This window comes from Serratia sp. B501 (assembly GCF_051172315.1).
GTDB classification, from domain to species: Bacteria; Pseudomonadota; Gammaproteobacteria; order Enterobacterales; family Enterobacteriaceae; genus Serratia; species Serratia ureilytica.
The window spans coordinates 197,485-223,477 of the sequence record NZ_JBPIZB010000003.1 but is presented as its reverse complement, the minus strand read 5'-3'; the positions used below and the strand labels follow the sequence as shown (position 1 = coordinate 223,477).

General features: G+C 62.1%; 22 protein-coding genes and 1 tRNA gene. 15 read left to right on the top strand and 8 right to left on the bottom strand.

Annotated features, from left to right (window positions below; translation table 11 throughout):
• Positions 1 to 371: 371 nt before the first annotated feature.
• Entirely contained in the window at positions 372 to 1,016 is a 645-nt protein-coding gene (gene leuE / locus ACSBQV_RS11635) for a leucine efflux protein LeuE (RefSeq protein WP_099782237.1), read from the top strand.
• Positions 1,017 to 1,156: 140 nt separating this feature from the next.
• On the opposite strand, the gene ACSBQV_RS11630 is transcribed toward leuE, so the two are convergent.
• From ACSBQV_RS11630 to dpiA, 3 genes are all read right to left on the bottom strand, one after another.
• Positions 1,157 to 1,232 (bottom strand) — tRNA-Asn (locus tag ACSBQV_RS11630).
• Between the two features lie 114 nt (positions 1,233 to 1,346).
• Positions 1,347 to 4,436: a beta-galactosidase gene (locus tag ACSBQV_RS11625; protein WP_434991444.1), complete on the bottom strand. Its 3,090-nt coding sequence runs from the start codon at positions 4,434 to 4,436 to the stop codon at positions 1,347 to 1,349.
• A 102-nt stretch (positions 4,437 to 4,538) separates the two neighbouring features.
• Positions 4,539 to 5,225, bottom strand: a complete 687-nt coding sequence (gene dpiA / locus ACSBQV_RS11620; RefSeq protein ID WP_033654924.1) for a two-component response regulator DpiA — start codon at positions 5,223 to 5,225, stop codon at positions 4,539 to 4,541.
• Positions 5,226 to 5,538: 313 nt separating this feature from the next.
• Between dpiA and citC the strand changes: the two genes are divergently transcribed.
• The 11 genes from citC (at position 5,539) to dhbA (ending at position 16,701) form a co-directional block, all read left to right on the top strand.
• Positions 5,539 to 6,609, top strand: a complete 1,071-nt coding sequence (citC, locus tag ACSBQV_RS11615) for a [citrate (pro-3S)-lyase] ligase (RefSeq protein WP_004940809.1) — start codon at positions 5,539 to 5,541, stop codon at positions 6,607 to 6,609.
• Positions 6,609 to 6,917, top strand: coding sequence for a citrate lyase acyl carrier protein (gene citD, locus ACSBQV_RS11610; protein ID WP_046687418.1), 309 nt, complete (start codon positions 6,609 to 6,611; stop codon positions 6,915 to 6,917). The genes citC and citD overlap by 1 nt, the downstream gene beginning before the upstream one ends.
• Positions 6,901 to 7,821, top strand: coding sequence for a citrate (pro-3S)-lyase subunit beta (gene citE, locus ACSBQV_RS11605; RefSeq protein ID WP_049272699.1), 921 nt, complete (start codon positions 6,901 to 6,903; stop codon positions 7,819 to 7,821). Before citD ends, citE begins: the two co-directional genes overlap by 17 nt.
• Positions 7,821 to 9,326: a citrate lyase subunit alpha gene (gene citF / locus ACSBQV_RS11600; RefSeq protein ID WP_028130661.1), complete on the top strand. Its 1,506-nt coding sequence runs from the start codon at positions 7,821 to 7,823 to the stop codon at positions 9,324 to 9,326. Before citE ends, citF begins: the two co-directional genes overlap by 1 nt.
• Positions 9,327 to 9,329: 3 nt before the next feature.
• The gene (citX, locus tag ACSBQV_RS11595) at positions 9,330 to 9,878 is read left to right on the top strand and encodes a citrate lyase holo-[acyl-carrier protein] synthase (protein ID WP_099782233.1); all 549 of its coding nucleotides are present in this window, start codon (positions 9,330 to 9,332) and stop codon (positions 9,876 to 9,878) included.
• Entirely contained in the window at positions 9,859 to 10,743 is an 885-nt protein-coding gene (citG, locus tag ACSBQV_RS11590) for a triphosphoribosyl-dephospho-CoA synthase CitG (RefSeq protein WP_033651844.1), read from the top strand. Before citX ends, citG begins: the two co-directional genes overlap by 20 nt.
• Positions 10,744 to 10,768: 25 nt before the next feature.
• Positions 10,769 to 12,232 (top strand): anion permease, encoded by a 1,464-nt coding sequence (locus tag ACSBQV_RS11585; protein ID WP_033643712.1) that lies wholly within the window; start codon positions 10,769 to 10,771, stop codon positions 12,230 to 12,232.
• A 146-nt stretch (positions 12,233 to 12,378) separates the two neighbouring features.
• Positions 12,379 to 13,608, top strand: coding sequence for a bifunctional glucose-1-phosphatase/inositol phosphatase (gene agp / locus ACSBQV_RS11580; RefSeq protein WP_043143150.1), 1,230 nt, complete (start codon positions 12,379 to 12,381; stop codon positions 13,606 to 13,608).
• Positions 13,609 to 13,769: 161 nt separating this feature from the next.
• Positions 13,770 to 14,462, top strand: coding sequence for a 4'-phosphopantetheinyl transferase family protein (locus tag ACSBQV_RS11575; protein ID WP_099782231.1), 693 nt, complete (start codon positions 13,770 to 13,772; stop codon positions 14,460 to 14,462).
• 189 nt (positions 14,463 to 14,651) lie between these two features.
• The gene (locus ACSBQV_RS11570; protein WP_033643708.1) at positions 14,652 to 15,842 is read left to right on the top strand and encodes an isochorismate synthase; all 1,191 of its coding nucleotides are present in this window, start codon (positions 14,652 to 14,654) and stop codon (positions 15,840 to 15,842) included.
• A 100-nt stretch (positions 15,843 to 15,942) separates the two neighbouring features.
• Positions 15,943 to 16,701, top strand: a complete 759-nt coding sequence (gene dhbA, locus ACSBQV_RS11565) for a 2,3-dihydro-2,3-dihydroxybenzoate dehydrogenase (RefSeq protein ID WP_099782229.1) — start codon at positions 15,943 to 15,945, stop codon at positions 16,699 to 16,701.
• 1 nt (position 16,702) lies between these two features.
• Here the strand turns inward: dhbA and rarD are convergent, their stop codons facing one another.
• Positions 16,703 to 17,581, bottom strand: a complete 879-nt coding sequence (rarD, locus tag ACSBQV_RS11560) for an EamA family transporter RarD (RefSeq protein ID WP_033643705.1) — start codon at positions 17,579 to 17,581, stop codon at positions 16,703 to 16,705.
• 139 nt (positions 17,582 to 17,720) lie between these two features.
• Between rarD and alkB the strand changes: the two genes are divergently transcribed.
• The gene (gene alkB, locus ACSBQV_RS11555; RefSeq protein WP_099817884.1) at positions 17,721 to 18,368 is read left to right on the top strand and encodes a DNA oxidative demethylase AlkB; all 648 of its coding nucleotides are present in this window, start codon (positions 17,721 to 17,723) and stop codon (positions 18,366 to 18,368) included.
• Here the strand turns inward: alkB and ACSBQV_RS11550 are convergent.
• Positions 18,351 to 19,286, bottom strand: coding sequence for a LysR family transcriptional regulator (locus tag ACSBQV_RS11550; protein WP_099782226.1), 936 nt, complete (start codon positions 19,284 to 19,286; stop codon positions 18,351 to 18,353). The two genes, alkB and ACSBQV_RS11550, sit on opposite strands and share 18 nt — an antisense overlap.
• Before the next feature lie 85 nt (positions 19,287 to 19,371).
• Here ACSBQV_RS11550 and ACSBQV_RS11545 point away from each other — a divergent pair, with 85 nt between their 5' ends.
• Complete coding sequence (locus ACSBQV_RS11545) at positions 19,372 to 20,001, top strand: hypothetical protein (RefSeq protein WP_099817885.1); 630 nt, start codon at positions 19,372 to 19,374, stop codon at positions 19,999 to 20,001.
• A gap of 5 nt (positions 20,002 to 20,006) precedes the next feature.
• On the opposite strand, the gene ACSBQV_RS11540 is transcribed toward ACSBQV_RS11545, so the two are convergent.
• Positions 20,007 to 20,249 (bottom strand): hypothetical protein, encoded by a 243-nt coding sequence (locus tag ACSBQV_RS11540; RefSeq protein WP_015378427.1) that lies wholly within the window; start codon positions 20,247 to 20,249, stop codon positions 20,007 to 20,009.
• A 319-nt stretch (positions 20,250 to 20,568) separates the two neighbouring features.
• On the opposite strand from ACSBQV_RS11540, the gene ACSBQV_RS11535 reads away from it, so the two are divergent.
• Positions 20,569 to 21,324 carry a glycosyltransferase family 2 protein gene (locus ACSBQV_RS11535; protein ID WP_094143562.1) on the top strand — a complete coding sequence of 252 codons (756 nt, stop codon included), beginning with the start codon at positions 20,569 to 20,571 and terminating at the stop codon, positions 21,322 to 21,324.
• A gap of 112 nt (positions 21,325 to 21,436) precedes the next feature.
• Here ACSBQV_RS11535 and ACSBQV_RS11530 read toward each other — a convergent pair whose 3' ends face one another.
• On the bottom strand, positions 21,437 to 23,077 hold the full coding sequence (locus ACSBQV_RS11530) for a Na+/H+ antiporter (protein ID WP_099782220.1): 1,641 nt from the start codon (positions 23,075 to 23,077) through the stop codon (positions 21,437 to 21,439).
• 194 nt (positions 23,078 to 23,271) lie between these two features.
• Positions 23,272 to 25,611 (bottom strand): membrane-bound PQQ-dependent dehydrogenase, glucose/quinate/shikimate family, encoded by a 2,340-nt coding sequence (locus ACSBQV_RS11525; protein WP_232099495.1) that lies wholly within the window; start codon positions 25,609 to 25,611, stop codon positions 23,272 to 23,274.
• Positions 25,612 to 25,993 lie beyond the last annotated feature (382 nt).

Below are 25,993 nucleotides of genomic sequence, written 5' to 3'. Positions count from 1 at the left end.
ATAGACGCAACTTGCTGAGCGAGAGAGATTGGCTTATCGATTGTTTTTTCAGGATTATTGCTGTAAATCGGCGGGTAAATCCGCGTATTGGCGTCAGGAAGGCATTTCCGTCAGCTCGGTTAGGAATCTTCTTAGATAAAAGAGTGGGTTTCGCTGGAGGGATTGGCCAAGCGTTGGCGGCATTGCGGTGATGGATGCAGGGAGGGGGATTGCCCAGGGGCGAAACGGGTAGGGAAAGGTTGACTGAGTAATCTGACGGTCGGCTTTGAGCCAACAGCAGACATTGGCTGAATAATGCAGCCGTGATGTGTTTTCATTAACGCCGGTTACGTTAGAATAGCCTCGTTGAAAGTGAGAACACTGGAGTAAAAATGTTTGCTGATTTTGGTGTCGTGAATTTCTGGACGTACCTGCTTGGTGCGACGCTGATAGTCCTTGCGCCTGGCCCTGAAACCATGTTCGTGATTAAAACGAGCATCACCAGCGGCATCAAGCGGGGCTTTGCTGCAATATTTTCCATTCTCCTGAGCGACGTTATTCTGGTTCTGCTGGCATGGTGTGGGCTGGCCGCGGTCATAAGCTCAACCCCTGCTTTGTTTAACGCCATCAAATACGCAGGCGCTGCTTATCTTTTCTATCTCGGTGTCCAGACGCTACGCGCTATCTTTAAGCCAGCTGCCGAAACGAGTGAGGAAAAGAAATCTTCAGCTGATGCCGGGGGGATCATTGGACGCGGAATGCTGGTTACTCTACTGAACCCAAAGACGCTGCTGTTCTATATCTCTTTCTTCGCCCAGTTCATCAATGTTCAGGCTGAACACTCTTGGATGGCGTTTATCATTCTTGCAGCAGTGATGTTCGCAATTACTCTCGTTTATTTCGGCTTTCTCGTTTTCTGCGGCTCTTATCTGCTCAGCCGTGTAAAAGGTAACCGTAGGTTATCTGCCATCGGAAACGCGCTGGTAGGTATGTTCTTCATTGGATTTGCAGCACGACTTGCAAGCGCAACTTCCTAACTGGATAGCCTCACCGCCGTGAGGCGGTTTTTTTACGTTCTTTCGCTGGATGGACTTCTGCTCTTCGCTCATAACCGCCCATGGCTAACGCCAAAAGCAAAAAGCCCGCTTAAGTTTCCTTAAGCGGGCTTCTCTAAATATGGCTCCTCTGACTGGACTCGAACCAGTGACATACGGATTAACAGTCCGCCGTTCTACCGACTGAACTACAGAGGAATCGTGTGAACGGGGCGAATAATAGCGAGGCGCCGTCGGCATGTCAAAGGCGGATTACACATTCTGTGACTGTTTGCTTACAGAATGCGCAACCCGTTGAGTTTTTTGGCAGATTTAGCCCTCGGGCGCTCGCTGCAGGCGCAGCTGATAGCGGTAAACGCCGGCGGTGAGCAGGTAATCCCGGTGCACGCTCGGGCTCCAGGAGTCGTCGCCGCCCACCCCCATATGGAAACCGTCCAGATGCAGCCAGGTGCCTGCTTCCGGCTGCAGCAGATGCTGGTGGCTGCAGGCCATCAGCTGTTGCAGGCCGTAGCGGCTGAGCGAGAAGTGGAAGCGGCCGTCGATGCGCCAGTCGCCGTAGCGCAGGCTGCGGGTGTCGCAGCGCAGGCCGTTCTCGCCGGGGAAAATATACGGCGTGTGCAGATCCGCCAGCGGCAGGCGCCAGCGCCCGTGCTGCGCGGCCAGGCGGCGATCCGGGTAGTTCTCGTGTGGGCCCAGGCCCAGCCATTCCGCCTGCGGCTGCACCGTCGCCAGTTGGCAGTGCAGGCCGATGCGCGCCGGCGGCGGCAGGGCGTCGGCCACCTCGACCTCCACGTTCACGCTCACCGCGCCCAGCGTGTCGAACAGCCACTGCTTGCGGCTAATCAGCAAAATCTGCCCGTCCACGCCGAACTGGTGTTCGCTCACCACCCGCACGCCGTTTTGCAGCGCATCGGCCTGCAACTGCGTGCAGCGCTCTTCCAGCCGGTACAGGCCCGCCAGCTTCCAGCGTTCGATCCAGGCGTTGGGATCGATATGGTCCGCTTCGCTGACGCCGATGTCGTTATCGATCGGCGCGCGCGCAAAACCGTCGCGCAGCGGCGTCAGCAGCTGCGGCTGCTGGTTCTGCCACCACTGCGTCAGGTGGCCGCTGCTGCGCTCGAAGCGCCAACGCTGGTCGCCGTGGGTGAGCGTCAGCCCCTGATCGTCTTCAATCAGCGTGGGCGGCACGCCCTGCGCCGGCGGCGGCGCGGGATGCAGCGCGCGCGGCACCCGCCACTGATCCCAGGCGCAGCGGTGGTGCGCTTCGGACCAGTCGGTGGCCTGCGGCTGCACCACTTCCACGTTCAGCCACAGCTCGCCGGGCTGATGCAGCATCGGCAGCCGGTCGAGCAGGGTGACGCGAGTGCTGCCCTGCGGCGGCAGCGCCAGATCGAAGCTGCCGCTGGCGCGCTCCACGCCGTCCAGCTCCAGCCGCCAGTTGAGCTGTTCGTTGTCGGTGTGGCGGAACAGGTAATCGCTGGTGACGGTCAGCGTCAGCGAGGCGGCGTCGAAGGCGAAGCGGAACAGCTGCTGCGCCCGCTGCGCTTCGAACAGCGCCGGGTGCGGGGTGCGATCCGCGAACACCAGCCCGTTCAGGCAGAACTGGCGATCGTTGGGGGTGTCGCCGAAGTCGCCGCCGTAGGCCCAGAATTCTTCGCCGCGATCGTCGCGTTTGATCAGCGCCTGATCGACCCAGTCCCAGACAAAGCCGCCCTGCAGGCGCGGATATGCGTGGAACGCGCGCCAGTAGCGCTCGAAACCGCCGAAGCTGTTGCCCATCGCGTGGGCGTATTCGCACAGGATCAGCGGGCGCGGCTCCTCCGGCAGGCCGATCCACTTGCCGATCGCCCATTTGGGCACCGCCGGGAACGGCTGATCCTGATCCACTCGCGCATACATCGGGCAGATGATGTCGGTGGCGGCGGTGTCGGCGCCGCCGCCTTCATATTGCACCGGGCGGGTCGGATCCTGGCTTTTCACCCAGCGGTACAGCGCGTCGTGGTTCGCGCCGTGGCCGGACTCGTTGCCCAGCGACCAGATAATGATGCAAGGATGGTTGCGATCGCGTTGCACCATGCGGGTGACGCGCTCGCTCATCGCCGGCAGCCACAGCGGATCGTCAGCCAGGCGGTTCATCGGCTGCATGCCGTGGGTCTCGATATTGGCTTCGTCCACCACGTACAGCCCGTAGCGATCGCACAACCGGTACCACAGCGGGTGGTTGGGGTAATGCGAGCAGCGCACCGCGTTGAAGTTGTGCTGCTTCATCAGCAGGATGTCGTGGCGCATCGTCGTCTCGTCCATCACCTGGCCGTGGCGCGGATGATGCTCGTGGCGGTTAACGCCGCGGATCAGCAGCGGCTGCCCGTTGAGCTTCAATAGCCCGCCGCTGATCTCTACCTGGCGGAAGCCGACGTCATAGGCCTCCACCTCGATAATCTCCCCTTCGGGCGAGAGCAGGGCGACGGTGGCGCGATACAGCGCGGGCGTTTCGGCGCTCCACAGCGCCGGGCGTTCCACCGGCAACCGCAGCGTGACGCGATCGTCATAGGCGCCGCGCTCGTCCACGATCTCGCTGCCGAGCGGCTGGGTGCGTTCGGCCACCCGCGAGCCATCGCGCCACAGCTGAACCTGCACCTGCAGCGGGCCGGGCCGGCTGGCGCGCGCCGTCACCACCAGTTCGCCGCGGGTAAAGCGGTCATGCAGCGGCGTGGTGATGCGCACATCGCTCAGGTGGGCGGCGGGTTTGTGCAGCAGGCTGACGTCGCGGAAGATGCCGCTCATGCGCCACATGTCCTGATCTTCCAGATAGCTGCCGTCGCACCAGCGCAGCACCATCACCGCCAGCCGGTTTTCACCCGGCCGCAGCCACGGGCTGAGATCGAACTCCGCCGGCAGGCGGCTGTCCTGCGAATAGCCGACCCAATGGCCGTTGCACCATAAATAGAACGCCGAGTTGACGCCGTCGAAGATGACGCGCGTCTGGCCGGCGGCCAGCCAGGCCGGATCGACGCTGAAGGCGCGCGAGTAGCAGCCGGTTGGGTTGTCTTCCGGCACGCGCGGCGGATCGACCGGGAACGGGTAGCGCACGTTGGTGTAGATCGGCGCGTCGTAGCCGGCGAGCTGCCAGTTGCCCGGCACCGCCAGCGGGGCGGCGTCCGGCAGATCCTGCTGCAGCCAGCTCTCCGGCGCCGCCTCTGGGCGCGGGAAATAGCTGAAGCGCCACTCGCCGTTCAGCGACCGGCGGCTGGCGCTGGGGGCGTCGTCGCGCGCGTCTTCCACCGTGCGCCAGCTGGCGAACGGTGGGTGGGCGTCCAGCCGGCGGTAGTGGGTGCAGGCGGGGTTTTGCCAGTCACGGCGGGCGAGGATCTCGGTCAGGGAAGCTAGGGGCGCAGCAGGCATCGGCGATCGTCCAGTCGGCTAGGTGATGCTCACCAAGATGCTGACCGGCGCATAAAAAGTAAAGCGGTTACACGCAACCTTGCAAGGGCGATCAAATAACCGTTAATGCGGCTCGCCGGCACGATAGATCCGCTGTGGGCGGCCTACCTTGCCGTAAATGATCTCGGCGCGCAGCTGCTGCGCGGCGGTGCAAAACTCCAGATAACGGCGCGCGGTGGTGCGGCTGAGCCCCATTTTTTGCGCAACGCTTTCAGCGGTGTGCCGCGCGGCAGGTTCGGCGAACAGCGCGCGGACCTTGCCCAGCGTCAGCTCGTCGATGCCGGCGGGCAGCGCCGCCTGCTGCTCGCCGCGGGCGTAGGTATTGAACATCTCGTCGATGCGGCGCTGGTTGAGGCGCGCTTTGTCCTTCAACGCTTCGCGGCGCTGGCTGAAGCGCAGCAGCGTCTGGCTCAGCCGGTCATAGGCCAGCGGTTTGATCAGGTAGTCGAACACGCCGTAGCGCAACGCCTCGGCCACGGTGGCCATGTCGCTGGCGGCGGTGATGAACACGATGCCGCCGCGATACCCGCTCAGCGTCAGTTCGCGCAGCAGGGTGATGCCCTGGCCGTCCGGCAGAAAGTTGTCCAGCAGGATCAGATCCGGCTTGAAGCGTTCGGTCATGGCGCGCGCCTGCGCCAGCGTGCCGGCCAGCCAAATCTGGCGGCAGCCGCCGTTCTGGCGGATAAACTCCGCGTGCATCTCCGCCAGCGGCGTTTCGTCTTCAACGATCAGGATGTTCAGCCATTCCATAGTGCGACCCGTAATTGCAATAAAAATGCTAAGTGAATGTAAGTGAATTGCGGCGCCAAATAAAGATTATCTCAATAATAAACACCATAAGATTAATTAAGCAAATAAAGAACATTAAATAACTTATTAACCGGGATCGGTTTGTGAAATAGGTCAATAATCCGCGTTTTTTTTCTGCTTACCATGGGTTTATAGAACGAGAGGATGATTTTATCTTCATGGTTTTTAAGGTTTTAATTGCTATTTCTGATGTTAATTAAAATGCCTTTTTGTATTTCATTTGTTGTTTGCCAGTTAACCCAGAGAGCGTGTTATGTTAGGCGATGCCGTATTTAATCGGGTAAAGCGATCGGATCATAAAGCGATTTCGGAAATAAGCGCCTTCTTGCGCAGTAACGATCTGAATATCGACACCACGGTTGAAATATTTATTACCGTTACCCAGCACGACAAATTGGTCGCCTGCGGCGGCATCGCCGACAATATTATCAAATGTGTCGCCATCAGCCCGCTGATGCGCGGCGAAGGGTTGGCGTTGGCGCTGGCGACCGAGCTGGTGAACCTGGCCTACGAGCGCCATCACACTCAGCTGTTTATCTACACCAAGGTGCAGAACGAGCCGCTGTTCCGCCAGTGCGGTTTCTACCCGATCGCCACCGTGCCGGGCATCGTGGTGCTGATGGAAAACAGCCCGTGCCGCCTGAAGCGCTACGCCGCCCAACTGGCGAGCCAACGTCGGCCGGGCGACACCATCGGCAGCATCGTGATGAACGCCAACCCCTTTACCCGCGGGCACCAGTATCTGGTGCGTCAGGCGGCCAAGCGCTGCGACTGGCTGCACCTGTTTCTGGTGAAGGAAAACACCTCGCGCTTCAGCTATGAAGACCGGCGCCGGCTGGTGCTGGCCGGCACCGCCGACATCCCCAACCTCACGGTACACGAAGGCTCGCAGTACGTGATCTCGCGCGCCACCTTCCCCTGTTACTTCATCAAGGACCAGGGCGTGGCCGACGACTGTTACACCGAAATCGATCTGAAGATCTTCCGCCAGTATCTGGCGCCCGCGCTGGGCATCACCCACCGCTTCGTCGGCAACGAGCCGTTCTGCGCGGTGACCGCGAAATACAACCGCGACATGCGCTACTGGCTGGAAACGCCGGCGCTGCCCAGCCCGCCGATCGCGCTGGTGGAAATCGAGCGTTTGCAATATCAGGGCACGGCGATCTCCGCCTCCTGGGTGCGCAAGCTGCTAGCGGCGGGGGACTTTCACGCCGCCGCGCCGCTGGTGCCGCCGGACACCCTGTACTACCTGCAGGATCTGCAAACGCAGCGCCGGGCCAAGGCGGCCCCGCATCCTTTTGAGTCCGCACAATCAGGTGAATGATGAAAATTATCCGAGAAGCAATGGCCGGCACGCTGGAATCCAGCGATGTCATGGTGCGCATCGCGCCCGCCGAGGGGCCGCAGCACGATCTGTTGATCGCCAGCAGCGTGGAAAAACAGTTCGGCGCGGCGATCCGCCGCACCCTGCTGGAGGTGCTGCAGCGTTATGAGGTGGAGCCGGTGCAGGTGATCGTCGACGACAAAGGGGCGCTGGACTGCGTGCTGCGCGCCCGGCTGGAAACCGCGCTGATGCGCGCCTGCGAGAGCGGCCAATTGCCGTGGGAGGCGAAAGATGAAAACGCTGAATAAAACCCGGCTGCGGCGCAGCATGCTGTTCGTTCCCGGCGCCAACGCGGCGATGGTCAGCAACGCCTTTATCTATCAGGCCGATGCGCTGATGTTCGATCTGGAAGACTCGGTTGTCCTGCGTGAAAAAGACGCGGCGCGCCGGCTGGTGTACCACGCGCTGCAGCACCCGCTGTACCAGGAGGTGGAAACCATCGTGCGCGTCAATGCGCTCGACTCCGCCTACGGCCTGGCGGATTTGCAGGCGGTGGTGCGCGGCGGCGCGGACATCGTGCGCCTGCCGAAGACCGACAGCGCGCAGGACGTTGTTGACATGGAGCGCGAGATCGCCGCCATCGAGGCGGCCTGCGGCCGGCCGGTCGGCAGCACCGGGCTGCTGGCGGCGATCGAATCGGCGCAGGGCATCACCAACGCGGTGGCGATCGCGCACGCTTCGCCGCGTCTTATCGGCATCGCGCTGGGGGCGGAAGACTATGTGCGCAACCTGCGCACCGAACGCTCGCCGGAGGGCATTGAGCTGCTGTTCGCCCGCTGCTCGCTGCTGCAGGCGGCGCGCGCCGCCGGCATTCAGGCGTTCGACACCGTGTATTCCGACGCCAACAACGAGGCCGGCTTCCTGCAGGAAGCGGCGCTGATCAAACAGCTCGGCTTCGACGGCAAATCGCTGATCAACCCGCGCCAGATTGAGCTGCTGCACAACCTGTACGCGCCGACCGCCAAAGAGGTGGCGCACGCGCAGCGGGTGGTGGACGCCGCCGAAGCGGCGGAGCGGGAAGGGCGCGGCGTGGTGTCGCTCAACGGAAAAATGGTCGACAGCCCGGTGATTGAACGCGCCCGGCTGGTGCTGGAGCGCGCCGCGCTGTCCGGCTTACGGGAAGAACCGGCGCAGCACGGGGAGGAAGCATGATGAACCGCCAACAACGATTGATGACCTTCGCCAACCCGGCGGATCTGCCGGGCTATCAGGACGTGTCCAAAGCCAACCTGCAGGCGCGTAAACCGCGCGATCTCAAGCTGTGCGACTCCTTGCAGGAAGCGGTGCGCCGCAGCGGGCTGCAGGACGGCATGACCATCTCCTTCCACCATGCGTTTCGCGGCGGCGATCTGGCGCTCAATCAGGTGATGGAGACGCTGGCGGCGATGGGGTTCCGCAACCTGACGCTGGCCTCCAGCTCGCTGACCGACTGCCATGCGCCGTTGGTTGAGCATATCCGCCACGGCGTGGTGAGCCGCATTTACACCTCCGGGCTGCGCGGCCCGCTGGCGGACGCCGTTTCGCGCGGCCTGCTGGCGGAGCCGGTGCAAATTCACTCGCACGGCGGCCGGGTCAATCTGATCGAATCCGGCGAGCTGAAGATAGACGTGGCCTTCCTCGGCGTGCCGGCCTGCGATGAGTTCGGCAACGCCAACGGCTACAGCGGTGAAGCCTGCTGCGGCTCGCTCGGCTATGCGCGGGTGGACGCCGAGGCGGCGGGCACCGTGGTGTTGCTGACCGAGCAGCTGGTGCCGTATCCGCATCATCCCGCCAGCCTGGCGCAGGATCGGGTGGATCTGATCGTGCAGTTGGAGCGGGTGGGCGACGCCGACAAGATCGGCGCTGACGCCACGCGCATGACTTCGAACCCGCGCGAGCTGTTGATCGCCCGCCGCGCCGCCGAGGTGATCGCCGGTTCCGGCTACTTCACCGAAGGGTTCTCGCTGCAAACCGGCACCGGCGGCGCCTCGCTGGCGGTGACCCGGTTCCTGGAGGACAAGATGCGCGCCCGCGGCATTCGCGCCGCGTTCGCCCTCGGCGGCATCACCTCGACCATGGTGGATCTGCACGAGAAAGGGTTGATCGGCAAGCTGCTGGACGTGCAGAGCTTCGATCGGGCGGCGGCGACCTCGCTGGCGCGCAACCCGCGCCATATCGAAATCAGCGCCAATCAGTACGCCAACTTCAGCTCCAAGGGGGCGTCGGTCGATCGGCTCGACGTGGTGGTGCTGAGCGCGCTGGAAATCGACACCGGCTTCAACGTTAACGTGCTGACCGGCTCCGACGGCGTGCTGCGCGGCGCGTCCGGCGGCCACTGCGACACCGCCGCCGCCGCGCGGCTGGCGATCATCGTCGCGCCGTTGGTGCGCGGGCGCATCCCGACGCTGGTGGAGCAGGTGACCACCTGCGTCACGCCCGGCTCCAGCATCGACATTCTGGTGACCGACCACGGCATCGCCGTCAACCCGGCGCGGCCGGAGCTGGCGCAGCGCCTGCGGGAGGCCGGGCTTGAGGTGGTGAGCATCGACTGGCTGCGCGCCCGCGCGCTGCAGCTGACCGGCGAACCGCAGCCGATCGCGTTTACCGACAAGGTGGTGGCGGTGGTGCGCTACCGCGACGGCTCGGTGATCGACGTGGTGCATCAGGTGGCGGAGTAAACGATGGCCGCCGTCGATCCTCAACTGGCCGCCGAACGTGCGGTCAGCCTGCCGGAGCTGCTCACCAGCCGCGAATGCCGTCAGGCGCGCCAGCAGGCGTGGCTGGCGCAGCACGAGTGCACGTTGCTGGTGCTGACGCTGGTGGTGCCCGGCCCGGTGAAGGACAGCGCGTTGACGCGCGGCATCTTCAACCTCGGGTGGGCGGCGCTGCTGCGGCTGTGCGCCGAACAGGGCTGGCCGAGCCCGCAGGCCGAGGCGCTGGCGCTCGCCACCGGCTGCGAAGGGTTTGTGGCGCTGTGCGCCGACGCCCAACGGGTAAAAGATTGCGCCATGCAGCTGGAGGTGAGCCGCCCGATCGGCCGGCTGTGGGATATCGACGTGCTGGATGCGCAGGGGCGAATTCTGTCGCGCCGCGACATCGGTCTGCCGGCGCGGCGCTGCCTGCTGTGCGGCCAACCGGCCAAGATCTGCGCCCGCCAGCGGCGGCACGGCAGCGAGCAGCTGCTGCAAGAAATGGAAAGGATGTTCAACGATGCGATCTCTGCCGATTAATCCACCCGCCCGCCGAGCCGAGCCGGCCTGCGACTTCGCCCGCGCCGCCTTTCGCGCGCTGTTGGTGGAGGTCAACCTCACGCCCAAACCGGGGCTGGTGGATCGCCATAACACCGGCGCCCATCGCGACATGGATCTTGGGCATTTCTACCGCAGCGCCCGCGCCATCGGCGTGTGGCTGCCACGTTTTATCCAGCGCGGCCGCGAAGACGCCTGCCGGCCGGCGGAGCGGCAGTTGGCGCGGCTGCGGCCGCTCGGCCTGGCCTGCGAAAACCAGATGTTTCGCGCCACCGGCGGCATTAACACCCATAAGGGCAGCGTGTTCTCACTCGGGTTGCTGTGCGCCGCCTTCGGCCGCCTGCAGCAGCAGGGCCGGGCCATCAGCGCCGCATCGTTATGCGCCGAAGTGGCGGCGATGTGCCGAGGGCTGGTGGACAGCGAACTGCGATGCAACAACGCCGGGCAGACCGCCGGCCAGCGCTTGTTCGCTGCGTATGGCCTCAGCGGCGCGCGCGGCGAGGCGGAATCCGGTTTTCGGTTGGTGCTTGACGGCGCGCTGCCGCTGTATCGGCAACGGCTGGCCGCCGGCGGCGACGAACAGCGGGCGCTGCTGGACAGCCTGCTGTGGCTGATGGCCCACAACGATGACACCAACGTCGCCTCGCGCGGCGGCCTGCGCGGGCTGCGCTGGCTGCGGCGCCGGGCGGCTTTGCTGCTGGCGCAGGGCGGCTCGGCGGGGGAGGCGGGCCTGGCGCGCCTGCGGCGCTTCGATGCCGATTGCATTGCCCGCAACCTCAGCCCCGGCGGCAGCGCCGACTTGTTGATAGTGACCTGGCTGCTGGCGCAGCTGGGTGCCCAAGAATAATAACCAAGCCTTCAGGAGAGTCCCTATGTCCCAAACCCAGGAAAAGATCTGGAAAGCGATAGCGCCGCTGGCGGTGCTCGCGATCCTGTTATTGATACCGGTGCCCGACGGCATGCCGCCGCAGGCGTGGCACTATTTCGCCATCTTTGTGGCGATGATCGTCGGCATGATTCTGGAGCCGATCCCGGCCACCGCCATCAGCTTTATCGCGGTGACCGTCAGCGTGCTGAGCGCCAACTGGGTGCTGTTCGGCGCGCAGGAACTGGCGGAGCCGGGCTTCAAGGCCGGTAAAGAGGCGCTGAAATGGGGGCTGGCGGGTTTCTCCAGCACCACCGTCTGGCTGGTGTTCGGCGCCTTTATCTTCGCGCTGGGCTACGAGGCCACCGGGCTGGGGCGGCGCATCGCGCTGTTCCTGGTGAAATTCATGGGCAAGCGCACGCTGACGCTGGGCTATGCGGTGGTGATCATCGATATCCTGCTGGCGCCGTTCACGCCGTCCAACACCGCGCGCACCGGCGGCACGGTGTTCCCGGTGGTGAAAAACCTGCCGCCGCTGTTCGATTCCTTCCCTAACGATCCCTCTTCGCGCCGCATCGGCGGCTACCTGATGTGGATGATGGTGGTCGGCACCAGCATCAGCTCCTCGATGTTCGTCACCGGCGCCGCGCCGAACGTGCTGGGCATCGAGTTCGTCGGCAAGATAGCCGGGGTGCACATCAGCTGGATGCAGTGGTTCCTGGCATTCCTGCCGGTCGGCCTGTTGTTGCTGATCATCGCGCCGCTGATCTCCTACTACCTCTACAAGCCGGGCGTGACCCACAGCAGCGAAGTGGCCGCCTGGGCGAATACCGCGCTGGGGGAAATGGGCAAGCTGACGCGCAAGGAGTACACCCTGATCGGCCTGGTGCTGCTCAGCCTGTGCCTGTGGGTGTTCGGCGGCAAGGTGCTGGACGCCACCGCGGTGTGCCTGTTGGCGGTGTCGCTGATGCTGGCGCTGCACGTGGTGTCGTGGAAAGACATTACCAAATACTCCAGCGCCTGGAATACGCTGGTTAACCTGGCGACGCTGGTGGTGATGGCCAACGGCCTGACGCGCTCAGGCTTTATCGACTGGTTCGCCCAGACCATGAGCACCCACCTGGACGGCTTCTCGCCGAACATGACGGTGGTGGCGCTGGTGCTGGTGTTCTACTTCGCCCACTACCTGTTCGCCAGCCTGTCGGCGCACACCGCCACCATGCTGCCGGTGATCCTGGCGGTCGGCAAAGGGTTGCCGGGCGTGCCGATGGAGCAGCTGTCGATGCTGCTGGTGCTGTCGATCGGCATCATGGGCGTGCTGACGCCGTACGCCACCGGGCCGGGGGTGATTATCTACGGCTGCGGCTATGTGAAGTCGAAAGACTACTGGCGCCTGGGCGGCATTCTCGGCGTGGTGTACATCGCCGCGCTGCTGCTGATCGGCTGGCCAATCATGAGCCTGTGGTACTGAGTTGACGCACAGCGGCCGCCGCCCGGTGGCCGCTGGTACGATCTTTTCTCGTGAACCCTGTCACACACTTGTCACACTAACCCCGCCATCATACGCAGGCAAACGCTAACACCTTAAAAATAATCATTTTCCGGGAGCCTCTGCGGATGAGAAAAAAAACGTTATTGCTGTGCCTGCCTTTGTTATTCACCGGGAACGCGCTGGCGGACGCCGGCGGTTATCAACTGGAACAGGTGCTGGTGATGAGCCGCCATAACCTGCGCGCGCCGCTGGCCAACAACGGCAGCGTGCTGGCGCAGTCCACGCCGAAGGCCTGGCCGGCCTGGGAAACGCCGGGCGGCCAGCTGACCACCAAGGGCGGGGTGCTGGAAGTGTATATGGGGCACTATTTCAACGCCTGGCTGAAGCAGACCGGCCTGTTGCCGCAAGAGGGCTGTCCGACCGCCGGCAGCGTGTACGTCTACGCCAACAGCCTGCAGCGCACGGTGGCCACCGCGCAGTTCTTCAGCAATGGCGCATTCCCGGGCTGTGACGTCAGCGTGCACCATCAGGACAAGATGGGCGAGATGGATCCGACCTTCAACCCGATCATCACCGACACCAGCGAAGCCTTCAACCAGCAGGCGCTGGCGGCGATGAACGCCGCGCTGGGATCGCTGAAGCTGGACGCCTCTTATCAGCAGCTGGCGAAGATCATCGACTACAAGGATTCCGCCGCCTGCAAGACCGACAAACACTGCGACCTGACCAAAGAAGCCAGCGTGATGAGCGCGGTGCCGGGCAAAGAGCCGGGCGTCTCCGGCCCGCTGCGGGTGGGCAACTCGCTGGTGGACGCCTTTATGCTGCAGTACTACGAAGGTTTCCCGATGAAAGAGGTGGCCTGGGGCAAAATCGCCACGCCGCACCAGTGGCAGCAGCTGGCGCAGTTGAAAGACGGCTATCAGGATTCGCTGTTCACCTCGCCGGTGGTGGCGCAGAACGTCGCCAAGCCGCTGCTGACCTACATCAACAACGCGCTGCTGGGCGAGCGCAAACCGGACGCGCCGAAGCTGACGGTGCTGGTGGGCCACGACTCCAATATCGCCTCGCTGCTGTCGGCCATGCAGTTCCAGCCGTATCAGCTGCCGCAGCAGTACGAGAAAACGCCGATCGGCGGCAAACTGGTGTTCCAGCGCTGGCGCGACGCGCAGAACGACCGGGAATTGCTGAAGATCGAGTACGTCTATCAGTCCACCGAGCAGTTGCGCAAGGCGACGCCGCTGACGCTGCAAACCCCGCCGCAGCGCGTGACGCTGGCGCTGAAAGGCTGCCCGATCGATAAAGACGGCTTCTGCGCCTGGAGCGATTTCGAGAAGACCATGAAAGGCATCTTGTAATGCCCGGCCTCTCTCCCGAATGCGGGGGAGAGGCCTTTTCCCACTTCGTCCAACGCGCCGCCGCGCGGGACTTAACGCCATTTATTTTGCCCAGGGTCATTGTTGCAGGCCGTTTCGGGGGCTAACATCATCAGCCTGCCTGCTTATCATGGATACCGCCGTTGCCCACTTTTATCCGCAATATCGAATTTTTCACGCCGGACGGCTATCCGGGCCAGGTGGCGCGCTGCCAGTTTGCGCTGGCGGAGTATCGCGACGACAGTTTTCCCGGGGCGGGCTTTGCGCTGCCGGATCATCTGGCGCGCGCGGTGCCGAAACGCCGCGCGGAGTATCTGGCCGGGCGTGTTCTGGCGCGGCAGCTGCTGGCGCCGCTCGGTTTCGCCGACTTCACCCTGGCGCGCGGCGAAGATCGCGCGCCGCAGTGGCCGCCGGGTATCGCCGGGGCGCTGAGCCATAATTCGCATACCGCGCTGTGCGCCGTGCACCCTGAGCGCGGGCTGGGCGGTGTTGGGCTGGATGTGGAGACGCTGCTGTCCGTGGCGCGAGCGGAGGAGCTGTGGAGCGCGATCGTTTCACCGGCGGAGCGCGAGACGTTGCTGGGCGAAACGCTGCCGTTCAACGAGCTGCTGACGCTGACGTTTTCCGCTAAAGAGAGCCTGTTCAAAGCGCTGTACCCGCAGGTGCGCCGATATTTCGATTTTCTTGATGCGCGGATGGTGGCGGTGGATGCGCAGCGGCAGACGTTCGAATTGGCGCTGCTCACCACGTTGACGCCGCATTGCTGCGCCGGACGGCGTTTCGCCGGGCGGTTTTGGCGTGAAGGTGACGATGTCACGACTTTTATTTTTTGCTAAAACACAATAATAACAGTGTGTTATTTCTTGTTGTGGCGTAACGCGAATTTGCCGCGGCGTGCGGAAAGATTCATTCATCGGAGATTGACCGACGGTGGGGATCCGGTGTAATTTACCCACCCTTTACAGCTAATGATAATTATTCGCATAAACATTATCATTGGTGAGGCGCAACAAAGGAGTGGTCTTGTGGCGACACTGACGACAGAAAACCAAACCTTCTCCGGGTTTGAGTACGCCGAACAATCGACCTTTTTGTACCGGTCAGAATTCCGTTCCCTCTCCGCCCACGGCGTGTTTGAGCGTATCGAGACGCCGGCGTTCGGCGGCGAGCAGGAAGGCAGCGCGCTGGCGCAGCATATTCGCCAGGCGCTGGCGCGCGCCAAAGCCGCCGGCCAGGCGGCCCCGGTGGTGGTGGGCGCCATTCCGTTCGACACGCGCCGGCCTTCCTGCCTGTATATACCTGAAGAAAGCCGATTCGTCGCCAACGACAGCTTTATCCGCGCCGCGCGCCCGATGCTGCAACAGCCGCATCGCCTGGTCGCCTGCACCAGTATTCCGGACGAGCCGCGATTCAAACACGCGGTCGCGGAAGCGGTCAGCCGTTTTAAACAAGGCAAGCTGGACAAGGCGGTGCTGTCGCGCATCCTCGATATCGAGCTGGAGCAGCCGGTGGCCGGCCACCGGATCCTCAATAACCTGATGGTGCAGAACCCGACCGGTTACCACTTCTCTCTGCCGCTGGCCGATGGCAGCGTGTTGATCGGCGCCAGCCCTGAACTGCTGATCCGCAAGCAGGGCGGCGAGATCCACACCAATCCGCTGGCGGGCTCGGCGCGCCGGCAGGACGATCCGCAGCAGGATCGCCTCGGCAGCGAGCGCCTGATGCGCTCGACCAAAGACAAATACGAACACAAGCTGGTGATCGACGACATTCGTCGGCATCTGACGCCGCTGTGCGCCACCCTGAGCGTGCCCAGCGGCCCGTCGCTGCTCAGCACCGGCACCATGTGGCACCTGTCCACCCGCATTCGCGGCGAGTTGCTGAACCCGGCTCTCAACGTGATGCAGCTGGCCTGCCTGCTGCATCCGACGCCGGCGCTGTGCGGCTTCCCGACCGAAAGCGCCCGCCAGCTGATCGCCGCTCTGGAACCGCACGATCGCGGCTTGTTCAGCGGCATCGTCGGCTGGTGCGACGCCAACGGCGACGGCGAGTGGGCGATCGTCATCCGCAGCGGGCTGCTGCGCGGCAACCGGGTGCGGCTGTTCGCCGGCGCGGGCATCGTTGCCGCCTCGACGCCGCAGTCCGAGTGGATGGAAACCACCGCCAAACTGGGCACCATGCTCAACGCTTTCGGCCTGAACAGCGGCGCGCTGTAGGCCTCTTTGCGGCGCAGTCCGCGCCGCGTCATAGCCTTTCGCAGGAGACAACGATGAACAACAACATGACCTGGCGGTGCGCCCGGATGGCGGTGCGCGCATGAGCATTCAGATGGATTTCACCGGCAAACGCGTGTGGGTGACCGGCGCGGCGCGCGGCATCGGCGAGCAGATCGCCCGCCACTTTTTAACCCAGGGCGCCGAGGTGGTGGGGTTTGACCGAGAATTCGCCAATTCGGATCTGCCTTACCCCTGCGTGACGCTGGACATCAGCCGGCCGGAGCAGGTGGAGTCGGTGTGCCGCCAACAGCTGGCGGAGAACCCGCGACTGGACGTGTTGGTCAACGCCGCCGGCATTCTGCGCATGGGCAATACCGAAGATCTGAGCGTGGATGACTGGCACCAGTGCATCAACGTCAACGCCTCGGGGGCGTTTTACCTGTTCCGCGCCGTGCTGCCGCACTTCAAGGCGCAGCGCAGCGGGGCGATCGTCAGCATCGGCTCCAACGCCGCGCACGTGCCGCGCGCGCAGATGGCGGCCTACTGCGCCTCCAAGGCGGCGCTGACCAGCCTGAACCACTGCGTGGGGTTGGAGATGGCGCCGTTCGGCGTGCGGTGCAATCTGGTGTCGCCGGGCTCGACCGACACGCCGATGCAGCGCGGCATGTGGCAGACCGACGATGCGCAGCAACGCACCATCGCCGGCTTCCCCGAGATGTTCAAGCTGGGGATCCCGCTGGGTAAAATCGCGCGTCCGGACGAAATCGCCAACGCGGTGCTGTTCCTGGCCTCGGATTTGGCCAGCCACATCACCATGCAGGACATCGTGATCGACGGCGGCGCCACGCTGGCCGCCTGAGTCAGACCCGCTGGCGGCGCAGCAGGTGCCGCGCGCCTTCCGCCGCCAGCAGCAGCACCGCCAGCCAGATCGCCAGATAGGTTGGCCATTCGCTTTGGCTGATGCTCTCGCCGAGCAGCAGCGCGACAAGCACCAGCAGCACCGGTTCCACATAGCTCAGCAGGCCGAACAGGCTGAACGGCAGCATGCGGCTGGCGAGGATGTAACACACCAGTGCCACGGCGCTGATGACGCCGAGCAGCGGAATGCGCCAATACAGCTCGGCATTGATCTGCAGCGCCGCCGCGCCGCCGTCGCCGAAGGCGAACCAGGCCGCCGCCGGCAGCATCAGCGTCAGCTCGCACCACAGGCCGCCGAGATTGTCGGTGCCGAAACGCCGCCGCAAAATAAAGTAGAGCGGATACCCCAGCGCTACCACCAGCGTCGGCCACGATACGCCGCCCGCCTGATACAGCTCATTGCCCACCCCCGCCACGGCGCACGCCACCGCCAGTTTTTGCAGCAGCGACAGCCGATCGCGGTAGATCAAACGGCCCGCCAGCACCATGGTCAGCGGCAGCAGAAAATAGCCGAGCGACACGTCGAGCGCCTTGCCGTGCAGCGGCGCCCACAGGAACAGCCACAGCTGCACCCCCAGCAGCGCCGAGGTGAGCAGCAGGCCCAGCAGACGCGGCGGCCGTTGGCCGATCCCGACCAGCGTGTCGCTCACCTTGCGCCAATCGCCGGACAGCGCCATGAACAGCGTCAGGAACGGCAGCGTCAGCAGCGTGCGCCAGCCGTAGACCTGTTCGCCGTTCAGCGGGGTGAGGGTAGAGGTGAAGTAATACATCGCGCCGAACAAGATGGAGGCGACGACCGAAAGAGTGATGCCCTTAATCACGCGCATTCCTGGTGAGTGATTGATTTTATGGCGGCTACTGTAGAGAAATTTGCCGCCAACGACAATGGCGCAGCCGGGCGCTGGACAATCGGCGGCGGCGGGTTACAATGGATACTGTGTATTCATACAGGTTTTGGCGATGACAATCGATCTTTTTGAAGACGCGCTGCCGCCGCCGTGGCGTGAAGAGATCGCCCCCGGCGCGGTGGTGATGCACGGCTTTGTGCGCGATCACGGGCCGGCACTGCTGGCGGCGGTGCGGGGCGTGGTGGCGCAGGTGCCGTGGCAGCATTTGACCACCCCCGGCGGGCACGTGATGTCGGTGGCGATGAGCTGGTGCGGCAACGGCTGGACCAGCGACAGCCGCGGCTACCGTTACTCGGAACGCGACGCGCGCAGCGGCAAACGCTGGCCGGCCATTCCGCCTATTCTGATGGCGTTGGCGGACGAAGCCGCGCAGCAGGCGGGCTTTGGCCCCTTCGTGCCGGATTCCTGTTTGATGAACCGTTACGAGCCGGGCAGCAAGCTGTCGCTGCATCAGGATAAAGACGAGCACGACTTCGGCGCGCCGATCGTCTCGGTGTCGCTCGGGTTGCCGGCGGTGTTTCAGTTCGGCGGCCTGCAGCGCAGCGATCGGGCACGGCGCATCCCGCTGGCGCACGGCGACGTGGTGGTGTGGGGCGGCCCGTCGCGGCTCTGTTTCCACGGCATCCTCCCGGTCAAGGAAGGCTACCACTCGCTGGTGGGGCCGCACCGCATCAACATCACGCTACGCAAGGCGCTTTAGCTGCGGCTCCTGTGCCAGGCAGGCGACGAGATAGTCGATAAACACCCGCAGTTTGGGCGGCAGATACTGGTTGGGCGCGTAAAGCAACCACAGGCCGCCGTGATAGCTGCTGAGGAAATCCCATTCCGGCAGTACCTGCACGATCTCGCCCTCGTCGAGCGCCTGGCGGGCGGTAAAGTACGGTAGGCTGCCGATGCCGATATGCCGTTTCACCGCGTCCAGCCGCACGCCGGTGTGGTTGGCGGCGTAGCGGCCGCGCACGTTGACCGTCACCGTTTTGCCGCTGCGGCGGAACTTCCATTGCGCGTCGCTCGGCGTTTCTCCCAGATAGATGCAGCTGTGTGCCGCCAGATCGTGCGGGTGCTGCGGCGCGCCGTGCTGCGCCAGATAGTGCGGCGTGGCGCACAGCAGGTGGTCTATTCGCATCAGCTGACGGCCGATCAAGCCCGGCGACGGGCGATCGGTAATGCGTAGCGCCAGATCGACGCGGTCGTCGATCAGATCCATATAACGATCTTCCAGCCGCAGCCTCACGTCCACCTTCGGGTAACGCCGCAGGAACGCCGGCATGTGCGGATGCAGGACGAAACGGCCTACCGCCTTGGGCACGCTGACGCTGACCAGCCCTTCGGGCTCTGCGGCGCCGCGCCCGCCGATCGCCATCACCGCGTCGGCCGCCGCCAGCAGGGTGCGGCAGTGCGCAAACGCCTCTTCGCCGCTTTCGCTCAGCCGCAGTTTACGGGTGGTGCGATGCAGCAGCTGCAGCGTCAGCGCCTGTTCGAGCTTCGCCACGCTGCGGCTGACGGCGGAAGGTGAAGCGCCCAGTTTGCGGGCGGCGGCGGAAAAGCTGCCGCTCTCCACGACCTGGACGAAAACGGCCATTTCGGCCAACAGCGCGTAAGAAAGATTTGTGCTCATGACGCAAAGGTCCATTGTGATGGCGACGGATTATGCTCCGATTATGACATGAATATAATGGCTCTTCGAACCGAGGAGAAAAATGATGACCGAGCGACGTTATTACTACAGCGACGATTTACAGGGCCAGGCGCAGGTATTGAGCTGTGAGCCGGCCGAGGCGGGCGCTTACGCCGTGGAACTGGACGCCACGCTGTTTCACCCGCAGGGCGGCGGGCAGCCGGCCGACGTGGGAGCGTTGAACGGCGTCGCCGTGCTGCGGGTGCAGCAGCAGGGGGATAGGGTGTTGCACTATACCGCGGCGCCGCTGCCGATCGGGCCGGTCAATATGCAGGTCGACGAAGCGCAACGCCGGCTGCACGCCCGCTGGCACTCCGGCGGCCATCTGATCGGCTGGCTGGGGGAAACCCGCGGTTGGCGGCCGATGAAAGCGCATCATTGGCCGGGAGAAGGGCGCATCACGTTCACGCCGGGGCCGGACGTACAGACGCTGGAGGCGGCGTTTTTACACGCGGAGCTGGCGCGCCTGATCGCCGCCGATTTGCCGCGTCGCCAACAGGCGGTGGACGGGATGCGCCAGATCGGTTTCGGCGATCTGCCCGCCTACGGCTGCGGCGGCACGCATGTCGCCACGTTGGGCGAGGTGGGCGCGATCGCGATTACCGGCGTAAAGATGAAGAAAGGGCAGCTGATCGTGCAGTATGCGCTGGGATAAAAGCGTCAGCGCCCGGCCTGCCGCAGCTGGGTGCAGAAGGCGCACTGGCATCCCGCCACCGGCACCGCCTCACAGCGGCCGATATTCACCGGCTGGGCATCCATAGCGTGAAAGCCGTAAAACAGATTTTCGATGTTCTGTTCCGCCGCACGCGCCTGTTCGGTGCGCGGCTCGGGCACTTTTGACTGAAACGCCGCAGCCTTGCCGGCCAACAGGCTGAGAAACAGCAGCGACAGCTGGATTTTCATCGTCGTCTTCCCTTCGCTTTTTTTGATACGTTATAACAAAACCAAAGCGCCGCCAAGCGCCGCTCTCGTGTTCGGCGCCCGCCGGCGCGTGAGACGGTGCGGTGAATGCCCGAGCTCAATTTTTGTTACTCGTTGATTTTATTGAAATTGATGAAATAGTCAGATGCCATCATCCAGGGCATGACAGGGCAGCCAATATTCTAAATACTTAATCGAAGAGGCGCTCGGGGCAGGAGAAGCGCTTTGGGCGCGCGTTTTTGCACGGCGCGCCCGCCGTTTTTGGCATGGACTGCATTTTCTCAGTGTCGTGGATTGTAAAATGGATTTTTGTAACCGGATTTCCGTGTGTTTATTGACGTTTAATTCATCGCGCCTGCTGCGTGACGTGTTGCAACCTGTGGCGGCGTTCGCCGATGAAATCATCGTGGTGGATTCGGGCAGTACTGACGGCACGTTGGCCATTTGCGACGATTTCAATATCAAGCCTCTTTATCACCCGTTTGAAACCCATGGCCGGCAAATGAATTACGCCATATCCCGCGCGCGACATGACTGGGTTTTGTGCCTGGACAGCGATGAGATCATGGATGATGAAGCGGTTGACGCGATGCGGCTTTTCAAGCGCACCCCAGGCCCCGACAAAAATAACGCCTATCGCATTCGTCGCGATTGGTTTGTGTTGGGACAGGCGGTCAGAACGCTTTATCCCGTCTCGTCACCGGATTTCCCCATTCGCTTTTTTCATCGCCAGGTGGTGAAGTTCAATGATGCGCCGGTAGATGATGCGGCGGAAGGGGGCGCATCCACCTTGATACTGGCCGGGCACGTTAAACACGACACTTTTTTCTCAATCGAGGAAGTGTTTGCCAAGCTGAATAGCTATACGGCGCGCGTGGTGAAATACAAGGCGATAAGGCCATCGATTCTCCGAGGGGTGATTAGCGCCATCGGCGCATTTTTCAAGTGGTACATTTTCAGCGGCGCCTGGAAAGCGGGCCGGGTCGGGGCCGTGACCGGCGTTTACGCGGTGTCCTACAGCTTTTTGAAGTATTTCAAGGCGTGGTACCACAGATAGCCGAACGGCGGGCGTGGCGTGAGAGCTCCCGTTCGATTGCGGCGCGCGATTGCGGCGTTGGGCCGGCAACCGCGCGCCGAAGGCGGGGGGTGAACCGCCTTCATCTCCTCGTTTAAACGCTGTCTTCAGCGATCAGCACCTCAGTAATATCAATGCGATGCAGCAGCTTTCTCTGTTTCTCATGGCTGATTTTCTTCATGCGGCGCAGCCGGTACAGCTCTTCTCTTTCTGCGTGCAACGAGGCTAAGTACAGCTGCTTTTCCAGCCGCTTCAGCGCCACGATATTCTTAACGTCTTCTTTGGTCAGAATTTTACGTTGCAGCACGTCCAGCATCCGCCGCGTCGTTTCTTCAATCAGCTCCGGCGTGGCGTCGTCCGGCGGGGCCACGAGCAGCTTTTCCTTGGTTTCGTTGACGGCTTTGGTCGCCGCGCTCGCCAAGGCTTCTGAAACGGAGAAAGCCTCTTCCTGATCCTCTTCCGGCGGCAGATTGCCGCGCAACAGGAAGGGCAGCGTGACGATGCCGACGACGATCGACAGCAAGATGACCCCCGAGGCGATAAACACCAGCTGATACCGCCCCGGGAATGGCGAGCCATCCAATAAAAACAGCGGAATTGACAGCACGCCCGCCAGCGTCACCGCCCCTCGCACCCCGGCAAAGGCGGCGACGAACAGATCGCGCGTGCTGAATTTTGCAAATAACAGCGGATCTTTGCGCATCAGGGTCGCGCTGCCGACCTTCATCAGCCACAGCCAAATCAAACGCACGGCGATCAAACTAAAATAGATGATCACCACGTAAGCCAGCAGCGTCTCCAGGCTGATGGAATGATCGATACCGGTTTGCGCCACGGTGAAGTTCAAGATGCCCGGCAGCTGCAGCCCAAGCAGAATAAACACCATGCCGTTAAACACGAACTCGAGCATTTCCCAAATGTTATTGGTGCGTAAACGCACCAGCGGCATGCTGCGATTCACTTTGGATTGGCCAATCATCATGCCGGCGCTGACGGCGGCCAGGATGCCGGATACGCCGATTCTTTCCGCAATCAGATAGCAGGAAAAGGGCAGTAACAGCGAGAAAATAATCTGGGTGGCGGAATCGTTATACATCCATTTATGGATGAACTTAACCATTTGATTATACAGAAAGACAATAATGATGCCGCACAGCACCCCGCCAATCGATACCTGTAGAAAGGTCAGAAAGGCGCTCTCCAGGGTAAACGCCATCGCGCCGAGCGCGACAGCGATGGAGAAGTTGAGGGAAACCAACCCGGAGGCGTCGTTCATCAGCGCCTCCCCTTCGATCACGCTCATCACGGGTTTGGGCATGCGCCCTTTACCGACGATGCCGGACAGCGCCACGGCGTCCGTTGGCGACAGAACGGCGGCCAGGGCAAATGCGGCGGCGAGGGGGATTGACGGGAGCAGGACGTGAATCAGATAACCCACCCCGACGACCGTGATGATCACCAGCACCAGGGCCAGACAAAGGATTTCTCTGCCGTAATGGATGAACTCTTGCGCCGGCGTTTTCCAACCGTCGGCGAACAGCAGCGGGGGAATAAACAGCATCAAGAAAAGCTCGGGATTGAAGTCGATATGCAACCCAAACTGCGGCCAGGCCAACATGGCGCCAACGATGATTTGCATCAGCGGAAGCGGGATTTGGAAGGGCAGTATGCGCGTCACGACGCCGGACAACGAGACGGTGAGCAATAAGATCAATATGGTGAAGAATGTTTCCATCGTGAACCTTTTGTGGATTTAATTTTTCTCGCCGTTATCACACGGTTTTTCTGCGTGCCGGCCTTCAGGCGGGCACGCCGGTCAAGGCTGAACAGCGGCCATGGCGGCCGCTGTCGATAAAGAAAGCGCAGTTGCGCAAGGCCGGCCTTCGCCCCGCTTGTCTGTGGGATGGCACAGGCAAACGGGGCAAAGGGTTAAGGTAGCGCAAACGCCATCACGTAATCGCCGGTTTCTGACGAATGCGCGGCGCCGCCGACCACAATAACGATGTATTGCTTGCCGGTTTTAGGCGAAACGTAGCTCATCGGCGTCGCGCTCGCGCCGACCGGCAGCGCATATTTCCAGACTTCTTTACCGGTGCTGCTGTTGTAGGCGCGCAGATAATAGTCCTGGAAGCCGGCGAAGAAGACCAGGCCGCCGGCGGTCGTCATGGTGCCCGCGTAGGTGGGCATGCCAACCGGCATCGGCAGGTGCGATCTGATGCCCAGCGGCCCCATTTTTTCGGCGGTGCCGGCCGGTATCTGCCAGGCGATCTTTTTGTTTTTGTAATCGACGGCGGTGATCGTGCCGTAAGGGGGTTGGTTGCAAGGCACTTCGAGCGGCGACATCCACATCAACGTGATCATGCCGTATGGCGTGCCGATCATGGGAGAAGGCCCGTGGCCATCGATCACTTTTTGCGGGTACTGCTTCGCGACGCGTTCATAGCTGTCGCGCGCCACTAACCAAAACACATTCGGGATGCGCACATCGTTCATGTAAGCCATATGGTTCACAGGATCAATCGACATGCTCCCCCAGTTGAGTCCGCCTAAATTGCCGGGCTGCTCGAGCGTTGGGTGGGTGCCGATCGGGGTCATGTCGCCCTGGTAATTCATCTGTTTGAACAGGATGCGGCAGGCCATCTGGTCAAACAGGGTGGTGCCCCACATTTTTTCTTCGGTCAGGCGTTCGGCGCCAATGGTCGGCATGCCGACGGAGAACGGCTGGGTTGGCGAGAGGCGCTCTTCCTCTGCGGCGCCTTGCGTCGGCACGGCTTTCTCTTCAACCTGCGCCAACGGTTTGCCGGTCTCCCGGTTCAGGTAGAAAATCTGCCCGCGTTTGGTGCCGAGCAAAAGGGCGGGCACCGGGCGATGTTGCTCATCAAAACCGTCCACCAGCGCGGGTTGGGACGCGAGGTCATAATCCCAAATGTCGTGATGCGTGGTTTGGAATTTCCAGCGCTCACGGCCTGTTTCAATATCAATGGCGACCAGGGCAGAGTTGTACTCATCCGAATTTTCCGGGCGATTCATGCCGTAATAGTCGGGCGTTGCATTGCCAAGCGGCGCATACAACAAGCCTAATTTGTCGTCATAGGCGGCGGTGGTCCACATATTCGGCGTGCCGCGCGTATAGGTGCTTCCGGCCGGCGGAGCCTTGGTGATGCCCGGATTGCCTAAGTCCCACGCCCAGTCCAACTCGCCGGTTTTGGCGTCGAACGCCCTGATGACGCCGGAAGGCTCGCCTTTCATTACGTTATCGATAACCCAGCCGCCGACGATAATCTTCCCTCTGGCGATGGTCGGCGCCGAGGTTTGGAAGTAATAACCCGGTTTGACTTCCCCCATATGCTGGCCGAGATTCACCTCACCGTTTTGACCGAAGGCGGGGCATTTCTGGCCCGTTTGGGCATCCAGCGCAATGAGGCGGGCATCGATCGTGGTGTGAACGATCGTTTTCTCGCACAGAGCGCCTGGCGCAACATCCTCATTTTTGTAGTAGCCAAGCCCGCGGCAGCGTTGCCAAACGGGGGAGGTGGAATGCGAGTCAAATTTCCAGCGCGCTTTACCCGTATCGGCATCGATAGCGGTGATAAGGCCGTTGGGCGTGCAGCTATACACCACATCATCAATTGCGAGCGGGGTATTTTGGTCCACGCCCGGCCGGAAATCGCCGGTGCGATACACCCAGGCGAGTTTCAGATCTTTGACGGTTGAACGGTTCACCTGATTGAACGGCGCGTAGCGCGTTCCTTCCGTCGTGCGGCCATAGGCGCTCCAATCGGCAGGCGCATTGTCGCTTTTGCTCTCGATAAACGTCACGTCGCCAGCAGGGGTAATTTCGCCATGGGGAAAGAAGGCGCCGATAAAGAAAGCGACAAAGGCCACGGATAATGCCGAACCGGCGATGTAAGCCTGCTTTTGACTCTTGGCGCCGTGCAGGTACGAGGGAAGTAAAAACGCGGCGATAATAGAGAGGCCGGCGGGCACCAGCAGACGAGGGAACAATGCCCAGTAGTTAAGCCCCGATTCCCAAAGCGCCCACAGCACCGTCATCAAAAACAGCAGGCCGGTTAAGTAACAAGCCGATTTGCTGCGCTTGAGGACCAGCACTGCGGCGGCGATGTAGCCTATCCCGGTAATGGCATAGTAGAACGATCCGCCGAGGGCGATCAGCCAAATTCCCCCCACGGTTAACGCGACGCCAGAAAAAACCAGCAAGCAAAAGAACGTGATTATTGCGGCTCTCTTACCAAACGATGTTCTAATCATATGTTTTCCTTTGACTTTTAAATCCACATTGGATCACCATCCCATCGCTGCCAACGCGTGAAAATGCCGGCGCGAAAGGCAAGGCATGTCCCGCCTTGAGACTTTTTATTCTTTAACGCTTTAGGGGCATTGAGTTGTCGTTTTGATATCCATTTCAACAGTGGCCATTGCGGCTTGGATCAGTCGCCAGACCAAGATAAGGGGTTTTTATTGGGCGATGACAGAACGCGCGCGATAAAAATAACCATCAACATTTTTATTTAATACCGGGTTGTAACCGTCTCGCAGAGATACGGTTTTGGGTGCGCTGGACAATCCGATATTTTATTGCAGTGATAAGCGCATTGAATGAAAGAGCCTCTCTGGACTAATTATTTAGAGT

What these genes read in the sequence shown, in the direction of transcription:
- leuE (WP_099782237.1), top strand. Translation starts at nt 372, where the DNA reads ATGTTTGCTGATTTTGGTGTCGTGAATTTCTGGACGTACCTGCTTGGT.
- ACSBQV_RS11625 (WP_434991444.1), bottom strand. Translation starts at nt 4,436, where the DNA reads ATGCCTGCTGCGCCCCTAGCTTCCCTGACCGAGATCCTCGCCCGCCGT.
- dpiA (WP_033654924.1), bottom strand. Translation starts at nt 5,225, where the DNA reads ATGGAATGGCTGAACATCCTGATCGTTGAAGACGAAACGCCGCTGGCG.
- citC (WP_004940809.1), top strand. Translation starts at nt 5,539, where the DNA reads ATGTTAGGCGATGCCGTATTTAATCGGGTAAAGCGATCGGATCATAAA.
- citD (WP_046687418.1), top strand. Translation starts at nt 6,609, where the DNA reads ATGAAAATTATCCGAGAAGCAATGGCCGGCACGCTGGAATCCAGCGAT.
- citE (WP_049272699.1), top strand. Translation starts at nt 6,901, where the DNA reads ATGAAAACGCTGAATAAAACCCGGCTGCGGCGCAGCATGCTGTTCGTT.
- citF (WP_028130661.1), top strand. Translation starts at nt 7,821, where the DNA reads ATGAACCGCCAACAACGATTGATGACCTTCGCCAACCCGGCGGATCTG.
- citX (WP_099782233.1), top strand. Translation starts at nt 9,330, where the DNA reads ATGGCCGCCGTCGATCCTCAACTGGCCGCCGAACGTGCGGTCAGCCTG.
- citG (WP_033651844.1), top strand. Translation starts at nt 9,859, where the DNA reads ATGCGATCTCTGCCGATTAATCCACCCGCCCGCCGAGCCGAGCCGGCC.
- ACSBQV_RS11585 (WP_033643712.1), top strand. Translation starts at nt 10,769, where the DNA reads ATGTCCCAAACCCAGGAAAAGATCTGGAAAGCGATAGCGCCGCTGGCG.
- agp (WP_043143150.1), top strand. Translation starts at nt 12,379, where the DNA reads ATGAGAAAAAAAACGTTATTGCTGTGCCTGCCTTTGTTATTCACCGGG.
- dhbA (WP_099782229.1), top strand. Translation starts at nt 15,943, where the DNA reads ATGAGCATTCAGATGGATTTCACCGGCAAACGCGTGTGGGTGACCGGC.
- alkB (WP_099817884.1), top strand. Translation starts at nt 17,721, where the DNA reads ATGACAATCGATCTTTTTGAAGACGCGCTGCCGCCGCCGTGGCGTGAA.
- ACSBQV_RS11550 (WP_099782226.1), bottom strand. Translation starts at nt 19,286, where the DNA reads ATGAGCACAAATCTTTCTTACGCGCTGTTGGCCGAAATGGCCGTTTTC.
- ACSBQV_RS11545 (WP_099817885.1), top strand. Translation starts at nt 19,372, where the DNA reads ATGACCGAGCGACGTTATTACTACAGCGACGATTTACAGGGCCAGGCG.
- ACSBQV_RS11540 (WP_015378427.1), bottom strand. Translation starts at nt 20,249, where the DNA reads ATGAAAATCCAGCTGTCGCTGCTGTTTCTCAGCCTGTTGGCCGGCAAG.
- ACSBQV_RS11535 (WP_094143562.1), top strand. Translation starts at nt 20,569, where the DNA reads ATGGATTTTTGTAACCGGATTTCCGTGTGTTTATTGACGTTTAATTCA.
- ACSBQV_RS11530 (WP_099782220.1), bottom strand. Translation starts at nt 23,077, where the DNA reads ATGGAAACATTCTTCACCATATTGATCTTATTGCTCACCGTCTCGTTG.
- ACSBQV_RS11525 (WP_232099495.1), bottom strand. Translation starts at nt 25,611, where the DNA reads ATGATTAGAACATCGTTTGGTAAGAGAGCCGCAATAATCACGTTCTTT.